16 protein-coding genes are annotated in these 18,591 nt (G+C 71.0%); 5 read left to right on the forward strand and 11 right to left on the reverse strand.

Annotation, left to right across the window (positions count from 1 at the left end):
- Window positions 1-56 precede the first annotated feature (56 nt).
- From ilvN to otsA, 5 genes are all read right to left on the reverse strand, one after another.
- Complete coding sequence (ilvN, locus tag ABRP24_RS14280; protein ID WP_301599575.1) at window positions 57-557, reverse strand: acetolactate synthase small subunit; 501 nt, start codon at window positions 555-557, stop codon at window positions 57-59.
- Window positions 554-2,377: an acetolactate synthase large subunit gene (locus ABRP24_RS14285; RefSeq protein ID WP_027466529.1), complete on the reverse strand. Its 1,824-nt coding sequence runs from the start codon at window positions 2,375-2,377 to the stop codon at window positions 554-556. Before ABRP24_RS14285 ends, ilvN begins: the two co-directional genes overlap by 4 nt.
- 45 nt (window positions 2,378-2,422) lie before the next feature.
- Window positions 2,423-4,117 (reverse strand): dihydroxy-acid dehydratase, encoded by a 1,695-nt coding sequence (gene ilvD, locus ABRP24_RS14290; protein ID WP_071246395.1) that lies wholly within the window; start codon window positions 4,115-4,117, stop codon window positions 2,423-2,425.
- Between the two features lie 70 nt (window positions 4,118-4,187).
- The gene (gene otsB / locus ABRP24_RS14295) at window positions 4,188-4,970 is read right to left on the reverse strand and encodes a trehalose-phosphatase (RefSeq protein ID WP_349848892.1); all 783 of its coding nucleotides are present in this window, start codon (window positions 4,968-4,970) and stop codon (window positions 4,188-4,190) included.
- Window positions 4,963-6,555, reverse strand: a complete 1,593-nt coding sequence (gene otsA / locus ABRP24_RS14300; RefSeq protein ID WP_071246399.1) for an alpha,alpha-trehalose-phosphate synthase (UDP-forming) — start codon at window positions 6,553-6,555, stop codon at window positions 4,963-4,965. The genes otsB and otsA overlap by 8 nt, the downstream gene beginning before the upstream one ends.
- A gap of 226 nt (window positions 6,556-6,781) precedes the next feature.
- Between otsA and ABRP24_RS14305 the strand changes: the two genes are divergently transcribed.
- Together ABRP24_RS14305 and ABRP24_RS14310 are read left to right on the forward strand one after the other, a co-directional pair.
- Window positions 6,782-9,538: a hypothetical protein gene (locus ABRP24_RS14305; protein WP_349848894.1), complete on the forward strand. Its 2,757-nt coding sequence runs from the start codon at window positions 6,782-6,784 to the stop codon at window positions 9,536-9,538.
- Between the two features lie 84 nt (window positions 9,539-9,622).
- Window positions 9,623-10,594 carry a magnesium transporter CorA family protein gene (locus tag ABRP24_RS14310; protein ID WP_349848896.1) on the forward strand — a complete coding sequence of 324 codons (972 nt, stop codon included), beginning with the start codon at window positions 9,623-9,625 and terminating at the stop codon, window positions 10,592-10,594.
- A 45-nt stretch (window positions 10,595-10,639) separates the two neighbouring features.
- Here ABRP24_RS14310 and ABRP24_RS14315 read toward each other — a convergent pair whose 3' ends face one another.
- A complete protein-coding gene (locus ABRP24_RS14315; protein ID WP_349848898.1) occupies window positions 10,640-11,791 on the reverse strand; it encodes an SLC13 family permease in 1,152 nt (383 codons plus the stop codon).
- Window positions 11,792-11,884: 93 nt separating this feature from the next.
- Here ABRP24_RS14315 and ABRP24_RS14320 point away from each other — a divergent pair, with 93 nt between their 5' ends.
- Complete coding sequence (locus ABRP24_RS14320; RefSeq protein WP_027466522.1) at window positions 11,885-12,073, forward strand: hypothetical protein; 189 nt, start codon at window positions 11,885-11,887, stop codon at window positions 12,071-12,073.
- A 124-nt stretch (window positions 12,074-12,197) separates the two neighbouring features.
- On the opposite strand, the gene ABRP24_RS14325 is transcribed toward ABRP24_RS14320, so the two are convergent.
- On the reverse strand, window positions 12,198-13,361 hold the full coding sequence (locus tag ABRP24_RS14325; RefSeq protein WP_349848901.1) for a mechanosensitive ion channel domain-containing protein: 1,164 nt from the start codon (window positions 13,359-13,361) through the stop codon (window positions 12,198-12,200).
- A 138-nt stretch (window positions 13,362-13,499) separates the two neighbouring features.
- On the opposite strand from ABRP24_RS14325, the gene ABRP24_RS14330 reads away from it, so the two are divergent.
- Together ABRP24_RS14330 and ABRP24_RS14335 are read left to right on the forward strand one after the other, a co-directional pair.
- Complete coding sequence (locus tag ABRP24_RS14330) at window positions 13,500-15,032, forward strand: amino acid permease (RefSeq protein ID WP_027466521.1); 1,533 nt, start codon at window positions 13,500-13,502, stop codon at window positions 15,030-15,032.
- A 77-nt stretch (window positions 15,033-15,109) separates the two neighbouring features.
- Complete coding sequence (locus ABRP24_RS14335) at window positions 15,110-15,409, forward strand: hypothetical protein (RefSeq protein ID WP_155896884.1); 300 nt, start codon at window positions 15,110-15,112, stop codon at window positions 15,407-15,409.
- Between the two features lie 92 nt (window positions 15,410-15,501).
- On the opposite strand, the gene ABRP24_RS14340 is transcribed toward ABRP24_RS14335, so the two are convergent.
- From ABRP24_RS14340 to ABRP24_RS14355, 4 genes are read right to left on the reverse strand one after another with little or no spacing between them, the layout of a single operon-like run.
- Window positions 15,502-16,158, reverse strand: a complete 657-nt coding sequence (locus tag ABRP24_RS14340; RefSeq protein WP_349848904.1) for a PepSY domain-containing protein — start codon at window positions 16,156-16,158, stop codon at window positions 15,502-15,504.
- A 49-nt stretch (window positions 16,159-16,207) separates the two neighbouring features.
- Window positions 16,208-17,608, reverse strand: a complete 1,401-nt coding sequence (locus ABRP24_RS14345; protein ID WP_349848906.1) for a HAMP domain-containing sensor histidine kinase — start codon at window positions 17,606-17,608, stop codon at window positions 16,208-16,210.
- Window positions 17,601-18,278: a response regulator transcription factor gene (locus tag ABRP24_RS14350; protein ID WP_027466518.1), complete on the reverse strand. Its 678-nt coding sequence runs from the start codon at window positions 18,276-18,278 to the stop codon at window positions 17,601-17,603. The genes ABRP24_RS14345 and ABRP24_RS14350 overlap by 8 nt, the downstream gene beginning before the upstream one ends.
- A gap of 48 nt (window positions 18,279-18,326) precedes the next feature.
- Complete coding sequence (locus ABRP24_RS14355) at window positions 18,327-18,539, reverse strand: SCO4848 family membrane protein (RefSeq protein WP_027466517.1); 213 nt, start codon at window positions 18,537-18,539, stop codon at window positions 18,327-18,329.
- Between the last annotated feature and the right edge of the window lie 52 nt (window positions 18,540-18,591).

Genomic DNA, 18,591 nt, shown 5'->3' on the forward strand with positions numbered 1-18,591 from the left:
TGGTTCTGTGGTCTGTGCCGGGCACCATCGGCGCCCGGGAAGGGTGTGACGGGCGCTCAGCGCACCCGGTCGGTGATGCTCTTCGGTCCGCGGCCCATGCCGAGGAGGCCCGCGCGGGCGAGTTCCTTGACGCCGTAGGGCTCGAGCACGCGGAGGATCGCCTGGATCTTGCCGGGGTCGCCGGTCACCTCGACGATCAGGGAGTCGGTCGCCACGTCGACGACCTGGGCACGGAACAGGGTCACTGCTTCGAGCACCGCCGAGCGCGTCTGGTTGTCGACGCGCACCTTCACGAGCATGTGCTCGCGCTGGACCGACTGCGAGAAGTCCAGTTCGACGATCTTGATGACGTTCACCAGCTTGTTGAGCTGCTTCGTCACCTGTTCCAGCGGGAGGTCCTCGACGTCGACGACGACCGTGATCCGGCTGAGGCCGTCCACCTCGGTGTTGCCGACGGCGAGCGACTCGATGTTGAACCCGCGCCGGGCGAAGAGTCCGGCGACACGGGTCAGCAGACCGGGCTTGTCCTCCACGAGGAGGGAGAGGACGTGGCTCATGCGGTTTCTCCCGTCATGTCGGCGTCCTCGTCGTCCCAGGTGGGCGCGAGTGCCTGGGCGTACTCGATGGAGGAGTTGCTGACGCCCTGCGGGACCATCGGCCAGACCATCGAGTCACGGCTCACGACGAAGTCGATCACCACCGGGCGGTCGTTGGTCGCCAGGGCGAGCTCGATCGCGGCGTCGACCTCGTCGGCCTTCTCGACGCGGATGCCGAGGGCACCGTAGGCGTCGGCCAGCTTCACGAAGTCCGGGACGCGGCGCGAGGCGTGCCCCGTCTCGAGGTCGGTGAAGGAGTGCCGGCCGTCGTAGAACAGCGTCTGCCACTGCCGGACCATGCCGAGCGACGAGTTGTTGATGATCGCGACCTTGATCGGGATGTCGTTGATGACGCAGGTCGCGAGTTCCTGGTTCGTCATCTGGAAGCAGCCGTCGCCGTCGATCGCCCAGACCACGCGGTCCGGCTGTGCGACCTTCGCACCCATCGCCGCGGGGACCGAGTAGCCCATCGTGCCGGCGCCACCGGAGTTGAGCCAGGCGTTGGGCCGCTCGTACTTGATGAACTGCGCGGACCACATCTGGTGCTGGCCGACACCGGAGGCGTAGACGGCCTCGGGACCGGAGAGCTCACCGATGCGCTTGATGATGCCCTGCGGCGCGAGGAGTCCGTCGGTCGGCTCGGCGTACCCGAGCGGGAAGTCGGTCTTGAGCTGGTGGAGCTTCGCCCACCACTCGTCGGTCGACGCGCGGTCCTCGACGGCGATGCCGCCCCAGGCGTCGAGCAGGTCGACCAGGACCTCGCGGGCGTCACCGACGATCGGGACGTCGGCGAAGCGGATCTTCGAGATCTCGGCCGGGTCGATGTCGACGTGCACGACCTTGGCGTCCGGGGCGAACTCGTCGGCCTTGCCGGTCACGCGGTCGTCGAAGCGGGCACCGAGGGCGACGATGAGGTCGCTGTCCTGCAGGCCGAGCACCGCGGGCACCGTGCCGTGCATGCCGGGCATGCCGAGGTGCTGCGGGTGCGAGTCCGGGAACGCGCCGCGCGCCATCAGGGTCGTGACGACCGGCGCACCGGTCGCCTCGGCGAAGCGGAGCAGCTCGGCGGTCGCGCGGGAGCGGATGACCCCGCCACCGACGTAGAGCACCGGGCGCTTCGACTCGGACAGCAGCTGCGCGGCCGCGGTGATCTGCTTGCCGTGCGCCTTGGTCACCGGGCGGTAACCGGGCAGGTCGATCTTGGGCGGCCACACGTACGGCGCCGACTTCTGCTGAGCGTCCTTCGTGATGTCCACCAGCACGGGACCGGGCCGACCGGTCGTCGCGATGAGGTGCGCCGCGGCGAGGGTCGCCGGCACGTCGGCCGGGTCGGTCACCAGGAACGAGTGCTTCGTGATGGGCATCGTGATGCCGACGATGTCGGCTTCCTGGAACGCGTCGGTGCCCATCAGCGTCGAGAACACCTGACCGGTGATCGCGATGAACGGCACCGAGTCCATGTAGGCGTCGGCGATGGCCGTGACGAGGTTCGTCGCACCGGGGCCGGACGTCGCGATGGCGACCCCGACCTTGCCGGACGACGAGGCGTAGCCCTCGGCGGCGTGGCCGGCGCCCTGCTCGTGACGGACGAGGATGTGGCGGATCGTGGTCGACGCCATCAGCTCGTCGTAGAACGGGATGATCGCGCCGCCCGGCAGGCCGAAGACGTCGGTGATCCCGAGGTGCTCGAGCGTCCGGAGGACGGCTCCCGAGCCGGTCAGGATCTCCGGCGACCGGCGTGCACCGGCGGCCGCGGACAACGGAGTTGCTTCCGTGGGCATGAGTGGTCCTTGCCTGAGTGGTGGCGGTGGTGCGGGTGTCGGACGCTAGCCCGTGACCGCGCCCTGGGCGGCGGACTTGACGAGCTTGGCGTACTTCGCGAGGACTCCGCGGGTGTAGCGCGGGGGCAGCGGGGCCCAGCCGTCACGGCGGGCCTCCAGCTCGGCCGGGTCGACCAGTAGGTCGAGCGAGCGAGCCGCGATGTCGACACGGATGCGGTCGCCATCACGAACGAAAGCGACTGGACCTGCGTCCACTGCTTCCGGTGCGATGTGGCCGATGCACAGGCCGGTTGTGCCGCCTGAGAATCGACCGTCGGTCAAGAGTAGTACATCCTTGCCGAGGCCCGCGCCCTTGATGGCCGCGGTGATCGCGAGCATCTCGCGCATGCCCGGGCCGCCCTTGGGGCCCTCGTAACGGATGACGACGACGTCGCCCTTCTCGATCTTGCCCTCGGTCAGGGCGTCCATCGCCGCACGTTCGCGGTCGAACACGCGGGCGGGGCCCTCGAAGACGGAGGCGTCGAAGCCCGCGGTCTTCACCACGGCGCCCTCGGGGGCGAAGGAGCCCTGCAGGACGGTCAGGCCACCGGTCTCGTGGATCGGGTTGTCGAGCGTGCGGAAGACCTCGCCGTCGAGTGCCGGCGGGTCGATCTCGGCCAGGTTCTCGGCGACGGTCTTGCCCGTCACGGTCATGCACTCGCCGTGCAGCAGGCCCGCGTCGAGCAGCGCCTTCATGATCACGGGGATGCCGCCGTTGCGGTCGACGTCGACCATGACGTACTTGCCGAAGGGCTTCATGTCGGCCAGGTGCGGGACCTTCGAACCGATGCGGTTGAAGTCGTCCAGCGACAGCTCGACCTCGGCCTCGTACGCGATCGCCAGCAGGTGCAGGATCACGTTGGTCGAGCCGCCGAGGGCCATCGCGACGGCGATCGCGTTCTCGAACGCTTCCTTGGTGAGGATCTGGCGGGCGGTGATGCCGTGCTCGAGCATGTTCACCACGGCCTCGCCGGAGCGGTGCGCGTAGTAGTCGCGGCGACGGTCGGCGCTCGGCGGGGCGGCGGAGCCCGGCAGCGACATGCCGAGCGCTTCGGCGACCGAAGCCATCGTGTTCGCGGTGTACATGCCACCGCAGGCGCCCTCGCCGGGGACGATCGCACACTCGATCTTCTTCAGCTCTTCCTCGCTCATGGTGCCGGCCTTACAGGCACCGACGCCCTCGAAGGAGTCGATGATGGTGACTTCCTTCATCGTGCCGTCGGCCTGCTTCACGTAGCCCGGCATGACCGAACCCGCGTAGAGGAACACGCTCGCCAGGTCGAGTCGCGCGGCGGCCATCAGCATGCCGGGCAGCGACTTGTCGCAGCCGGCGAGCAGGACGGTGCCGTCGAGGCGTTCGGCGTTGACGACGGTCTCGACGCTGTCCGCGATGACCTCACGCGAGACGAGGGAGAAGTGCATGCCCTCGTGGCCCATCGAGATGCCGTCCGAGACGGAGATGGTGCCGAACTGGAGCGGGTAGCCGCCACCGGAGTGCACGCCCTCCTTCGCACCCTGCGCGAGGCGGTCGAGCGAGAGGTTGCACGGCGTGATCTCGTTCCACGAGGACGCGATGCCGATCTGCGGCTTGCTCCAGTCCTCGTCTCCCATACCGACGGCCCGCAGCATGCCACGCGAGGTGGTTGCTTCGATCCCGTCGGTGACGACCCGGCTGCGCGGCTTGACGTCGATATCAGGCATGGGATGAGTCTAGGACGCTTTGGGATACCAGCCGTGCACCCCCGTGCATTCTCATGCTCCGGGCCCGCGATCAGCGGGTGGCGCGGAGCCTCGCCAGCTGCTTCAGGACCCCGGTCAGGGCCGCGGGGTCGGCGATGCGGTACCCGGCCCGGGTCTGGCCCGGCCCGACCTTCACCCCGACGTCGCCGTCGCCGAGCACGCGGAAGGCGTCCTCGTCGGTGACGTCGTCGCCGGCGAAGAACACCGCGTCGGCGCCGTGCAACTCGCGGAGCCGGGCGATCGCGTCGCCCTTCGTGACGTGGCGCACCGCGAACTCGACGATGTCCTTGCCACCGCGCTCGAGCACCTCGGGGTCGGCCTCGTGCGCCGCACGGCTCGCCGCCGCGTTCGCCTCGGCAGCGACCTCGGCGGAGACGCGGCGCGTGTGCACCCCGTGCCCCGCGGGCTTGTGCTCGATGACGACGCCCGGGAACCGTTCGCCGACCGCGTCGAGCGCGGCGCCGATCCGTGCCACACGACCGACCTCGTCATCGGACAGCGCGGCCTCGTCGTGGCCGTCCACGCGCCACTCGACACCGTGCGAGCCGACGAGCGCCATGTCCTCGGGTGCGTGGGTCACCGCGGCCAGGCTGCCGAGCGGACGCCCGGACACGAGCACCACCTCGGTGTCCTTCGCACGGTGCAGGGTCAGGACCGCGGCCCACGAGCCGGGCAGCGCGCCGACCTGCGAGGGGTCGTCGGCGAAGGGGGCCAGCGTGCCGTCGAAGTCGAGGGCGACGATCAGTCGCGGCGCAGCCGCGAGCGTCTCGAGGGCCGTGTCGATGGCGGTCTGGTCGGTGGTGGTCTCAGTCATCACGTGCCTCCCGGGTGTCCTCGGCAGCCCTGGCGGACTGGGCGTCCTGGTCGAAGATCGACATGTTGTCGGTCTGCGCCTCACGGTGCTGCTCACGCGGGTCGGCGGCGGACGGGTCGATCTGGGCGTTCCGCGGCGCGTGTCGGTCGAGCGCCTCGAGGAACGAGCGCGACCAGCGCGCCACGTCGTTGTCGCGGACGCGCTTGCGGAGCGCGCGCATGCGCGTCGACCGCTCGCGACGCGGCATCTGGATGGCGCGCTCGATCGAGTCCTTGAGCGCTCCGATGTCGTGCGGGTTCACGATCACGGCCTGCTTGAGCTCGTCGGCGGCACCGGCGAACTCGGACAGGATGAGCACCCCGTCGTTGTCGAAGCGGGCGGCGACGTACTCCTTCGCGACCAGGTTCATGCCGTCGCGCAGTGCGGTGACGAGCATGATGTCGGCGGCCAGGTACAGCGCCACCATCTCCTCGCGCGGGTAGCCGTGGTGCAGGTACGAGATCGGCTGGTGACCGATGACGCCGAGGTCGCCGTTGATGCGGCCGACGCTCAGCTCGATCTCGTCGCGGAGCGCCGCGTACGAGTCGACACGCTCGCGACTCGGGCTCGCGACCTGGATGAGGGTGGCGTCCTCGACCGCGATGCGGCCGTCCTCCACCAGCTCGCCGAAGGCCTTGATGCGGTGGCGGATGCCCTTGGTGTAGTCGAGCCGGTCGACACCGAGCAGCACCGTCTTCGGGTTGCCGAGGCTCTCGCGGATCTCGCGAGCACGCTCCTGCACCTCGGGCTTGCGGGCGATCGCCTCGAAGCTCTCGGCGTCGATGGAGATCGGGAAGTGCCTGGCCTCGACGTGGCGCACCGTGATGCCCTTGCGGCTGCGCGGGGCTGCCGGGTCGTCCACCGGGACGTCGATCGTGGTGCCCTTGGTCGTGTAGCCCTTGATGTGCCGCACCGCGCGCAGGAAGTCGCTGGCGTCGTCGTGGCGCTGGAAGCCGATGACGTCGGCGCCGAGCAGCCCGTCGAGGATCTGCGCACGCCACGGCAGCTGCGCGTAGATGCCGACCGGCGGGAACGGGATGTGGTTGAAGAAGCCGATCGTCAGGTCGGGACGCTTCGCACGGAGCAGGGCCGGCACGAGCTGCAGCTGGTAGTCCTGCACCCAGACGATGCCGTCCTGCTCGACGATCTCGGCGATCTGCGTGGCGAAGCGCTCGTTCACCCGCTTGTACGCGTTCCACCAGTCGCGGTGGTAGCTCGGGTGCTCGATGACGTCGTGGTACAGCGGCCAGAGCGTGTCGTTGCTGAAGCCCTCGTAGTACTCCTCGACGTCGTCGTCGGAGAGCGGGACGGGGACGATGTGGATGCCCTCGTTGTCGAACGGTGCGACCTCGACCTCGGCCTGCCCCACCCAGCCGACCCAGGCTCCGTCGTTCGCGCGCATCACGGGTTCGAGGGCGGTGACGAGGCCGCCCGGCGAGTGCCGCCAGCCCTCGTTGCCGTCCTGGTCGACGACGCGGTCCACCGGGAGTCGGTTGGAGGCGACGACGAACGAGTAGCGGGTCTGTTCGGTGCGGTCTGCAGGCATGGGGTGGTGTGATCTCCGTTCCGCCCGGCCGGGGCCGGGTGCGTCGGTGCGTCGTGCGTCGGGTGCGACGGCCGGCGTGGTGCGCCGGGCGCGCTGCCGAAGTTACCAGCGTGGGGACAGCGCATTCACGGCGGATCGGCGGTTCCGCTACGCTGCAGGCACGTGTCGGGGGGACACGGGTGCTGGAGTGCGGCGCCGGCCTCCCGGTCGGAGAGGACCCCCAGCCGTGAGCGAGAACCCGCCCAACCAGCCCGTCCCGCCGTCGCAGCCCGGCCCCGGCCAGTCCGGTTCCGGCCAGCCCGTCCCGCCGTCGCAACCCGGTCCCGGCCAGTCCGCCGAGAACGGCCAGCCCGCCTGGCAGCAGCAGCCTGGAGGCCCGCAGCAGTGGTCGGGTCAGCCCGCCCCCGCCGCACAGCCGTCCGATGCGTTCGGCCGCTTCCTGCGCTCCGTGTCCGGTCGCGACTGGCTGGCGGCCGTGCTCGCCGCCGTCGGCGGCTGGGTCGCGGCGTACGTCGTCGCGGGACTCTCACTGCTCATCACCGTGGGCCTGCTCGCATCCGGCGGCAGCGGTCCGGCAGCTCCGTCCACCGGGTCCGGCACCGACTTCGGCGCGGGCTCGGCCCCCGACGTGGAGTCACTGCTCTCCGGCGTGAGCGTCCTGCTCGGTGCGCCGGCGCAGCTCGTGGCCCTCGCCGACCTCGGCCGTCTGCACCTGTCCGGGTCCATCGGGTTCCTCGGTTCCGGTTCGGGCTCGCTCGCCGTGGTGCCCGCGCTGGTCCTCACCGCGCAGGTCGTCCTGGCCGTCGTGCTCACCCGCCGGATCCGTACGCGTGGCCTCGGTCGCACGCAGGTGCTCATCACGGCGGTGGTCTCCGGCCTCGTCACCACCGTGCTCACGAACGTCGCGGCCGCCCTGTTCGCGATCCGGTTCCCGTCGGTGTCCGGCGCGGTCATCGAGCCGGTGCACGCCGTCGGTGTCGGGAGCATCCTCGGCGCGTTCGTCATCGGTGCCCTGGCCGCGCTCCTCGCCCGGCCCTCCGTCCTCGCTGGTGGCAACGTCTTCGCCGCCCGCCTGCTCGGCACACTGCGTGTCGCCGCGTCGCAGCTCACGGTCCTCGTCGTGCTGGTCGCCCTCGTCGTCCTCGTCGTCGCCGTCATCGCCCAGCCGTCCTTCGGCTCCGCGTTGCCGCTGCTGCTCGGCAACGTCGCGGTCGGGCTGACCGCGCTCGGGTTCTTCGGTGGTGTGGGGACCTCCGGCTTCGGGTCCGCCAGCGACACCGCCTCGGTGTTCAGCGGGGCCGGCGGCTGGACCTGGCTGGTCGTGCTGTTCGTCGTCGTCACCTCGGTCGTGGCCGGGCTCGCACTCGCCGTCCGCCGCAACGACCGGATCCGCACCACCCTCGACTGGGTCGTCACGCCGCTGGTGTGGTTCGCACTCGGTCTGCTGTTCTTCGTCCTCGGCACCGGCGTCGCCTCGTACCAGGTGAGCAGCACGAGCTCCGTGGACGCATCGGGGTCGATCGGCGTCGCGCCGTGGACGCCGATCGTCTTCGCCCTGTGGGGCGGCGTGATCGAGGTCGTCGCCCGGTACCTCGCTCCGGTGCTCCTGCCCCGCCTCGGTGGTGCCGCGGTGCTCCGGACGTCGCGTCTGGTCGGGGCGGACCCCCGCCCCGTCGTGCCGCAGGCGTTCCCGGCCGGGCCCGTCGCCGGTCCGGGCGCCCCCGTGGCACCCACCGCCTCCGCCGACCCGGCCGCTCCCGGTGCTCCCGCTGCGCCCGGCGCGCCTGTCGCCGCCGACGCTCCGGCCGCCGCCGCGTGGAACACTCCCCCGGCCGCCGGCCAGCAGGCCCCGTACCCGCCGGCCGGGTCCGGCCAGGAGCCCGCGGACGGCCCGCAGTCGATCTCCGGCGCGCAGCCGTCGTACGGGTCGCAGCCGCCCTACGGCACGCAGCCCCCGTACGGCGCACCACCCGCCTACGGGTCGCAGCCGTTCATCGGCGGTGGTGCCCCCGCTCCGGCACCGATGTCCCCGCGGTCCAAGAAGATCCTGGTCCGTTCGCTCATCGCCGGCGGCGCCGTGATCGTCGTCGTCATCGCCGGCGCGGTCACGACGAGCGTCCTCCGCGCCAACGTGTGGGGTCCGGCACCGACCGTCAAGTCCTACGTGCAGGCCATCGCCAGCGGTGACGCCGACACCGCCGCCGACCTGAGCGAGGTCCCCGACGACGCCGCGATGCTCGACTCGAAGGTGCTCCGGAGCGCGAAGGACCGCCCGTCGGACATCCGCGTCGGCCGGGTCGCCCGGACCGGTGACACCGCGATCGCCACCCTGAGCTACACGCAGGACGGCAAGAACCGCTCCGGCCAGGTGTCGTTGCGGCGCACGGGCACCTCGTTCCTGGTGAAGGACGAGTGGCGTGTCACGCAGCCCCTCGCCCAGCAGGTCACCCTGACGGCCTCCGACGTGCTCGAAGGTGCACCCGTGACCGTCGGCGGCAAGGAGATCGGGGAGATCAGCGAGGGCAAGTTCACGTCCCTCGCCTACCCCGGCACCTACCAGGTCTCGGTCGGCGGGACGAAGTACTTCACCGGCGGCACCGAGAAGGTCTCCGTGGGCACGGCCACGTCCGGCTACGTCGACTTCGCACCGAAGGCGACCAAGGCACTCGAGCAGGACGCCGAGCGGTACGTGACCGACCTGATCGACGACTGCGCCGAGAAGACCGAGCTCCGGGCACTGAGCGGTTGCCCCTGGTACGGGCCCTACGACGCCGACGGCGGCGTGCAGTACGACGTCACGTCGAAGCCCGAGCTGCAGGTCGAGGCGTCCCGCGCCGGCACCGTGATGGTGACGAGCACGAAGGACGGGAGCGTCTCGTACAGCTACACCTCGTACCTCGGCGACAAGAAGCGCGGCGAGGATTCCTTCGATGTGAACCAGTACCTGAAGGTGGAGGACGGCAAGCTCGTCTCCGCCTACTGAGCAGGAGCCGACTGAGCGGCTCCGCAGCACCGCGACGGCCGACCCGGGATCTCCCGGGTCGGCCGTCTCAGTAGGCTGACGAGCATGGTCAGGACACGGGCGTGGTGCAAGGGCGACACGGTCGAGCGGGACTTCCCCGTCGACCGGATCTCCGACCTCGTCGCCGATCCGGACACGTTCGTCTGGATCGACTACACCGACCCGACGTCGGCCGATCTCGAGCAGATCGAGGAGGAGCTCGGCATCCACGCGCTCGCGGTCGAGGACGCCGTCGAGCACGGACAGCGGCCGAAGCTCGACCGGTACCGGGACAGTCTGTTCCTGGTCGTCTACGACGTGGGCGGCACGGACGACGAGGGCGACCTGATCACGCACGAGGTCAAGGCCTTCGTCACCGAACGGGCGCTCGTCACGATCCACGGGTCCGACGTCGACACCACCCCGATGGAGCACCGGCTCACCGCGAACTCCGACATCGCCGAACACGGCGTGCCCTGGCTCGTCTGGGCGCTGCTCGACGCCGTCGTCGACCGGGCGACCGACACCGTCGAGGACCTGGAGCGGCAGATCGACGCGCTCGAGGACGACCTGTTCGAGCCGGGCGACCCCCGTGAGCAGCAGATCCAGCGGCGGTCGTTCCGGCTCCGCAAGACCCTCGGGGTGCTCCGGCGGCTGGTCGTCCCGACGCGGGACAGCGTCGCCTCGTTGCTGCACGGTGACGCGGAGACGATCTCGAACGGCATCCGGCCGTACTTCCGCGACGTCGAGGACCACCTGGTCTCGATCGCCGACTCGGTCGAACAGCTGCGCGACGCGGTGTCGAGCGTGCTCGACACGACCCTGAACCTGGCGTCGAACCGGCAGAACACCGTCATGAAGAAGGTCACGAGCTGGGCGGCGATCATCGCGATCCCGACGGGGGTGACGAGCTTCTTCGGGCAGAACGTCGAGTTCCCGGGCGAGGGAGCCTGGAGCGGGCTCTGGGCGTCGCTCGCGATCATCACCGCGTCGTCGCTCGTGCTCTACCGCGTCTTCAAGGCCCGCGACTGGCTCTGACCGCGTAGGGTTCCGGCACCCGAACGGTCCGAGGCCCCGCCGACGTCAGAGCGCGAGCGCCAGGACCCCGGCGACGACGGTGAGCGGCGCGACGATGCACCCGAGCGCCATGTACCGGCCCCACGACAGGTGCACGCCCTCGGCCGACAGCCGCGCGTGCCACAGGAGCGTCGCGAGTGAGGCCCACGGGGTGATGAGACAGCCGGCGTTCACGCCGATGAGCAGGGCCGCGTACCGCACGGCCTCGTGCCCGGCGGCAGGTTCGAGCACCAGGTACGCCGGCAGGTTGTCGATGCCGTTCGCCGCCACCGCGCCCGCACCGCCGAGCAGCAGCAGCGGGCCGGTCCCGGTGCCGCCCTGCAGCGCGTGCACGATCGGGTCGGTGATGCCCGTCGTGTGCAGCGCCTCGACCACCACGAAGAGCCCGGCGGCGAACAGCAGGGTCGACCACGGCACGCGGGACACCCGGAGTTCGGACGGGGACCGGAACGCCGCGACCACGACGAGCACCACGGCGGCCAGGACCGCAGCGATCCACACGGTCACCCCGGCCGTCAGGGCGACGACGAGCGCGACGAGCACGGCGGAGGCCGCCCAGAAGAACACGGGGTCGCTCGGTGTGCGGACGGACACCGGCGAGTAGCGGCCGAACAGCTTGCCCCGGAACACCACGAGCAGGACGACGCACGGCACGACCACCCCGGCGACCGCGGGCCAGGCGATCAGCCCGGCGAACGGCAGCGGGCCGCCGAGCCCCATCCGGTCGACGGCGAGCAGGTTCGTCAGGTTCGACACCGGCAGCAGCAGCGAGGCGGTGTTCGCGAGCCAGACCGTGGTCAGGGCGAACGGCATCGGGGGCAGTCCCACACGCCGTGCGAGCGAGATGACGATGGGGGTGAGGAGCACCGCGGTGGTGTCGATCGACAGGAAGACGGTGCAGAGCACGGCGAGCACGACGACCGCACCCCAGAGTCCGATGGTGCGTCCGCCGCCGACCCGGGCGGCGACGTCGGCGAGGCGGTCGAACACTCCGGCGTCCGCGGCCAGCTCGGCGACGATGGTCAGTCCGAGCACGAACCCGAGGACCGGCAGGACCCGGTCGGCGAGGACGGCGAGGTCGTCGAGGGGCAGCAGCCCGAACACGACGCAGACCGCGCCGACCACGAGCAGGGCCGCTCCGATGACCGCTTGACGCACGAACACTCCTCTGGCAGACACCGCGGCAGGGTGACCGGCGGCGCTCCAATGTACGGGCCGGTAGCGTTGTCAGCACGACGACAGGAGGCCTCTGTGCGCAAGTTCATGTTCAACGGTGCGGTGTGGAGTTCGCTCATCAGCGGCTACAGCGTGCTGCAGACCACCCGCCAGGGACCGCGCGACTGGCGGCTCGCGCTGACCTGGGTCGCGTGGCTCGCCACGACGATCGTGGCGATCGGCACGGTCGTCGAGGACGACCGCGCGGTCAAGGCGCGCCAGTAGGACCAGACGCGGCAGGCGGTCGCAGACGCGACCGGCCTGACGGACGGGAGGCACGGTGCCAGCTGGCACCGTGCCTCCCGTCCGTCGTCCTGGCCGTCCAGGACACGCCGATCCCGTCACCGGGTCAGCGCTCGGACTCCGGGATGCCGGAGGTCTGGATCGGTCCGGTGAAGAGCGCACCGCGCTCGTCGTCGCCGAACAGCTGCGAGTCCCCCTCTGCCGGGCGTCCGCGTCGCCGCGGCGCCGTCGCGCTCGGCTCGGTGAGCTGCACCCGCTGGACCGGCAGGGCGTCCGGATGGGTGCGCTGGAGCCACTCGACCATCTCCTCACGGACGTAGCAGCGGAGGTCGAACAGGCCACCGGCATCGGGTGCGGTCACGAGGATGCGGACCCGGACGAGTCCCCCGACGGCGTCCGTGACCTGGAGCACCTTGACCCGGCGGTCCCAGATCGTCGAGGTGTCGAGGATCCGGTCGAGCTCCGCGCGCATGTCGGCCGGGCTCACCCGCCAGTCGAGGTCGAACTCCACGGCGCCGAGCAGTTCGCTGCCGGTCCGCGTCCAGTTCTCGAACGGCGTGCTCGTGAAGTACGTCGACGGCAGCACGAACCGACGGTCGTCCCACAGGTGCACGACGACGTAGGTCAGGGTGATCTCCTCGATCCGGCCCCACTGCTGCTCGACGACGACGACGTCGTCCACCCGGATCGACCCGGAGAACGCCAGCTGCATACCGGCGAACACGTTGCCGAGCGTGGACTGCGCGGCGAGGCCCGCGACCACGGAGATGAGGCCGGCGCTGGCGAGCACGCTCGCACCCGCCGCCTCGACCCCGTCGAAGGTCAGCAGGATCGCGCCGACCGCGATGATGACGAGCACGGCGACGGTGAGCCGCCGGATGATGAGCACCTGGGTGCGGATGCGACGCGCCTGCCGGTTGTCGGGCACGTCGATGCGGAAGCGGTGCAGCCCCAGGTCCTCGAGGAAGATCGCGACCTGGCACGCCAGCCAGCACCCGGTCGCGATCGTGACGATGAGGAAGGCGTGCGCGACCTCGTCGCGCCACGGGTAGGCGTCGGCGTTCCGCGGGATGCTCGACGTGAAGGCGATCCAGAGCAGGACGGCCAGCAGGACGGTGCGGAACGGGTGCTTCGTCCGTCGCGAGAGCACGCCGGCCCAGCGTTCCCGGCGCGCGATCGCCCGGAGGACCAGGTGCAGGACGAGGGCGACGACGGCGGTGACGAGCAGGGCGAACCCGATCGCGACGAGGAGTCGGAGGAGGATGTCCATCCCTCCATGCAAGCAACGGACGACGGTCGTCGTTCAGGATCGGGGCACCGTCGGCTGTGCGGACGTTCAGCAGCTGCGGTTCGACCGAACCGGGGTTTGCGTGACGGCCCGGTCCGGTGCGCATGTAGGTTCTCTCGCATGACAGCGCAGAACGACACGGGTGGCAACCGAGCGCCGGCGAACGACTTCTCGCACGAGCAGGAGGGCTACCAGCACGGTCTGAAGCCCCGGCAACTGCAGATGATCGCGATCGGCGGCGCGATCGGCACCGGCCTCTTCCTCGGTGCCGGCGGACGCCTGCACACCGCGGGCCCCGCGCTCGCGCTGACCTACCTGGTCGCCGGGATCTTCGCCTTCTTCATCCTGCGGGCCCTGGGCGAGCTGGTGCTGCACCGTCCGTCCTCGGGGTCGTTCATCTCGTACGCCCGCGAGTTCTACGGCGAGAAGTTCGCGTACGCCGCGGGCTGGATGTACTTCCTGAACTGGGCGATGACCTCGATCGTCGACACCACCGCGGTCGCGATCTACCTGCAGTACTGGTCGGCCTTCACCGCCGCACCGCAGTGGCTGCTGGCGCTGATCGCCCTGGTCGTCGTCCTCGCGGCGAACATGGTCGCCGTGAAGGTGTTCGGTGAGCTCGAGTTCTGGTTCGCCCTGATCAAGGTCGCCGCGCTCGTAACGTTCCTCGTCGTCGCGATCATCTGGCTCGTCTTCGCGTTCCCGGTCGAGGCCGGTGGCGAGGCCGTCCGGACCGGCTTCTCGATCTGGGGTGACAACGGCGGGCTGTTCCCGAACGGGCTGCTCCCCGCGGTCATCGTGATCCAGGGTGTCGTCTTCGCCTACGCCGCGATCGAACTCGTCGGCACCGCGTCGGGTGAGACGCAGAACGCCGAGAAGGTCATCCCGCGCGCGATCAACTCGGTCGTCTTCCGCATCGCGGTCTTCTACGTCGGGTCGATCGTCCTGCTCTCCCTGCTGCTGCCGTACACGGCCTACAAGGAGGGCGAGAGCCCCTTCGTGACGTTCTTCTCGTCGCTCGGCAACCCGCACGTCGGCGCGATCGTCGGCGGCATCATGAACTTCGTCGTGCTCACCGCGGCCCTGTCGTCCCTGAACGCCGGCCTGTACTCCACCGGACGTGCGCTCCACTCGATGGGGATGAACGGTTCGGCGCCGAAGTGGACCACGAAGATGTCGAAGGGCGGTGTCCCCTACGCCGGCATCCTGCTCACCGCGGCGTTCACCGTCGCGGGCGTCGTGCTGAACTACTTCGTGCCGAGCCAGGCGTTCGAGATCGCCCTGAACATCGCCAGCCTCGGCATCATCACCGCGTGGGGCACGATCATCCTGTGCCAGATGCGGCTGCGCCAGTGGGCCAAGCAGGGGCTCGCGAAGGAACCCTCCTTCAAGCTCCCCGGGGCACCGGTCACCGCCTGGCTGACCCTGGCGTTCCTCGCCTCGGTCATCGTCCTGATGGCGATCGACTACCCCGTCGGCACGTACACGATCGCGTCGCTCGTCATCATCATCCCGCTGCTCATCGTCGGGTGGTTCCTGCAGCGTGACCGCATCCTGCGCATCGCCGCCCTGCGCGAGGGCGTCACGGGCCCCTACCCGATCGGTGTCCGCGACCCCGCCGCCTCGGTACGGCGCGACGGCGACGGGAGCTAGCGCTCCGCTTGTCCCCGGAACGCAAGGCCCCCAGCGCCGAACACGAGCGGTCCGGCACCCGTCGCTACCATCAGCGGGTGCCGGACCGCTCTGTTTCTCCCACCCTCGACCTGCAGCTCAGCTGGCGAGGTGCCTACGGACGCCTCCGGGTGTTCCCGGATCGTCTCGAGGCCGAGACCGACTACCAGCGCGAGACGCGCACGACGGTGCCGATGGACGCGGTGCAGGGGTGGCGCCTCGGACCGTGCGACGAGGACGCCGTCTGCGTCGAGTTCCTCGCCGGGCAGGACACCTACCGGGTGCTGCTCGACACCCCGGACGAGCAGCTCGCTGCGCTGGCGATCCGGAAGGTGCTCGGCCCGCCGCTGGAGTCCTGAGGACGCCGGTGCCGGGCCGCGGGAGGCCGCGGCGCGGCTGCCCGGTTGCGCGGTTGCCCGGGGGCCCGGGGGCCCGGGGACTGGGGGCCAGGTCAGTCGTCGCTGTCGACGCGGTCGGTGACGACGTCACCGGAGCCGGCGTCGATGCGCACGCTGTGCTTGGTGCCGGACGAGTCGAGCACGTCGCCCTCCCAGACCACCGTGCCGACGTGGTCGTCGAGTCCGAGTTCGGTCACGGTCCCCGCGTGCAGGTCCTGGAAGGCGTCGACGGCCTGCTTGACGCTCAGGTCGGCGGCGGCGACGAAGCGCTCGTGCTCGGCCTTGTCGTCCGCGTCGGCGGCCTCGGTCTGCGGGGTGCCGGCGACCGAGGTGCCGTCGGCGTTCGTGTGCACCTCGTGCTCGGTGCCGTCCTTCGTCACGACCAGGACCTCGTAGGCGGAGGCGCCCTGCTCCTGCTCGACCGAGATGACGGTGCCCGAGCCGACCTCGCCGCGTGCGGTGGCGACCGCTGCGAGCAGGGCCGTGTTCGAGCCGGTGGACGCGACGCCGGACGCACCGGACGACGACGAACCGGAGCCCGACGAGTCCGTCGCCGACGAGCCGACCGAGCCGGAGCCGGCCGAGCCGGTGTCGTCGTCGGAGTCGTCGCTGGCGCAACCGGTGAGTGCGAGCGCCGCGACGATCGGCAGGGCGGCGAACGCGGCGATGCGGCGGGCGGAGGGCTTCTGGTGCTGGGTGCGGAAGTTCATGTGGACGAGCATCGCGTCGGGGTGCTGAAGCAGCCCTGAAGCCGCCTGTTCAGCCGCCGAGTGCGATGCGGACGACGAACCGCGCGCCGCCGAGCGGGGACGTGACCACGGTCGTGTCGCCGCCGTGCGCCCGCACGGCGTCGCGGACGATGGCGAGGCCGAGCCCCGCGCCACCGGCGTCCCGGCTGCGGGCCTCGTCGAGACGGACGAACCGCTCGAAGACGCGCTCGCGCTCGTCCTCGGGGACGCCGGTGCCGTCGTCGTCGACCGTGAGCACCGCGGACCCGTCGTGCTCGGTGAGCGACACGGCGACGCGTGTGCTCGCGTGCCGGACGGCGTTGTCGACGAGGTTCCGGACCACCCCTGCCAGCACGCGCTCGTCGCCGAGGACCCGCGCTGTCGAGATCGCCGAGCCGTCCACCCGGACCGCCGGGGCGTCGCCGTCCCGCGCGGGCGCGTCACCGGCCGTCGACCGCGCTCGCGCGCGGGCCACCGCGTCCAACGCCAGGTCGTCGAGGTCGACGGGGCGACGCGTGCGGATCCCGCCCTCGTCGAGGCGGGAGAGCTCGAGCAGCCCGGTGACCAGGTCCTGCAGGCGCACCGCCTCGGACCGGACGACGTCGGCGAGGTCGGCCACGTCGGTCCGCTCCGGGTGCGCGACGGCGACCTCGGCGTGCTGCCGGATCGACGCGATCGGCGACCGGAGTTCGTGGGAGGCGTCGGACACGAAGCGCCGCTGGCTCTCGGCGGATCGTTCGAGGCGGTCGAGCATGGCGTTCATGGTGCTCGCGAGCCGGGCGACCTCGTCGCCGGTGTCCGGCACCTCGACCCGGGCGTCGGGACGGGCCGCCCGGATCGTCTCGACCTCGGTGCGCATCTGCTCCACGGGCCGCAGCGAGCGCCCGGTGACGGCCCAGGTGACCGCGACCAGCACGAGCACCAGCACGGGCACCCCGACGGCGAGGAGCACGACGGCGGTGCGGACCGCGGTGTCGGCCTGGTCTAGCGTGGTGCCGTATACGAGCGTCGCCTCACCGCCGCCGGGCAGGTCCACGTCGTCCGCCACGAGCAGCCAGCGTTCGCCGTCGTGGGTCCACCGGGACTCGTCGGCGGTGGGCAGTGCGGCGCCGTCGGCGTCCTCGCCGTGCGCCAGGACCGCCCCGCCGTCGCCGATCACCTGCACCAGGACGTCCTCGTAGCCGGTCACCGCGGCCGCACCGTCCGTCTCGACCCGCGAGGACACCTGCTCGAGACCGGCCTCGGCCGAGGTCCGCACGCCGTCGAGCAGCACGAGCCGCAGCACGACGACGAACGCGACGGCGCCGAGGACCAGGGCCGCGAGGACGACGACCCCGGCGCCGAGGGTGGTGCGGGCACGGACCGACCGGGGGCGCCGTGGCCTGCTTCGTGCGGGCCCGCTCGCACGGGGGTTGACCGGCCGCTCAGCCACCGTCGGCCGCCAAGCGGTACCCGGCGCCACGGACCGTCTCGATCGCGGCACGCCCGAACGGCCGGTCGAGCTTCCGGCGGAGGTGTCCGACGTACACCTCGACGATGTTCGGGTCGCCCTCGAAGTCGACGTCCCAGACGTTCTCGATGACGTCGCGCTTCGACCGGACCTGTCCCGGGTGCCGTGCGAGGTACTCGAGCACGGCGAACTCGCGGCTGGTCAACTCGACGGGGGTCTCGCCCCGGGCCACGGTGCGCGCCGCGGGGTCGACGACCAGGTCGCCGAGGGTCAGCACGGTGGGGCGCTCGCTGGCACCCCGTCGGACGAGCGCCCGGAGCCGTGCGACGAGCACCGGGTGCGAGAACGGCTTGGTGACGTAGTCGTCGGCCCCCGCGTCGAGCGCCTCGACCTGGTCCCACTCGCCGTCCTTGGCGGTCAGCATGAGCACGGGGGTCCAGTCGCCGTCGGCGCGGAGCTGCGCGCACACGGCCCAGCCGCTCAGGCCGGGCATCATCAGGTCGAGCACGATCGCGTCGTAGCGGAACTCACGCGCGTGCCACAGACCGTCCACGCCGTCGTTCGCGACGTCGACCGCCCATCCCTCGGCCTCGAGGCCGCGGCGCACGCCGTCGGCGAGCCGGACCTCGTCGTCGACCACCAGCACACGCATGGGTTCGATCCTGTCGTGCCCCGCTGAAGCAGGGCTGAAGCGACCGGCTCAGACCAGCAGCAGGATCCCTGCGATGACGGACGCGACGGCGATCGCGAGCGCGATGAGCAGGAGCACGAGGTGCACCGTGTAGAAGGTCGTCGGCTTGCCGGCGGCGTCGCGGGCACGAGAGTCCTTCGCGACGCGCTGGAAGAAGCGCGGCCAGGTGACGACGTTGAAGACGGCGCCGATGAACAGGACGACTGCGGCGAAGACGAGCACGGGACGATCCTACTGAACGCCGGTCTCGACGATGCTGGTGCCGCGATGCCGG

The organism is Curtobacterium sp. WHRI 8282, from assembly GCF_040223925.2.
Lineage (GTDB): Bacteria > Actinomycetota > Actinomycetes > Actinomycetales > Microbacteriaceae > Curtobacterium > Curtobacterium flaccumfaciens.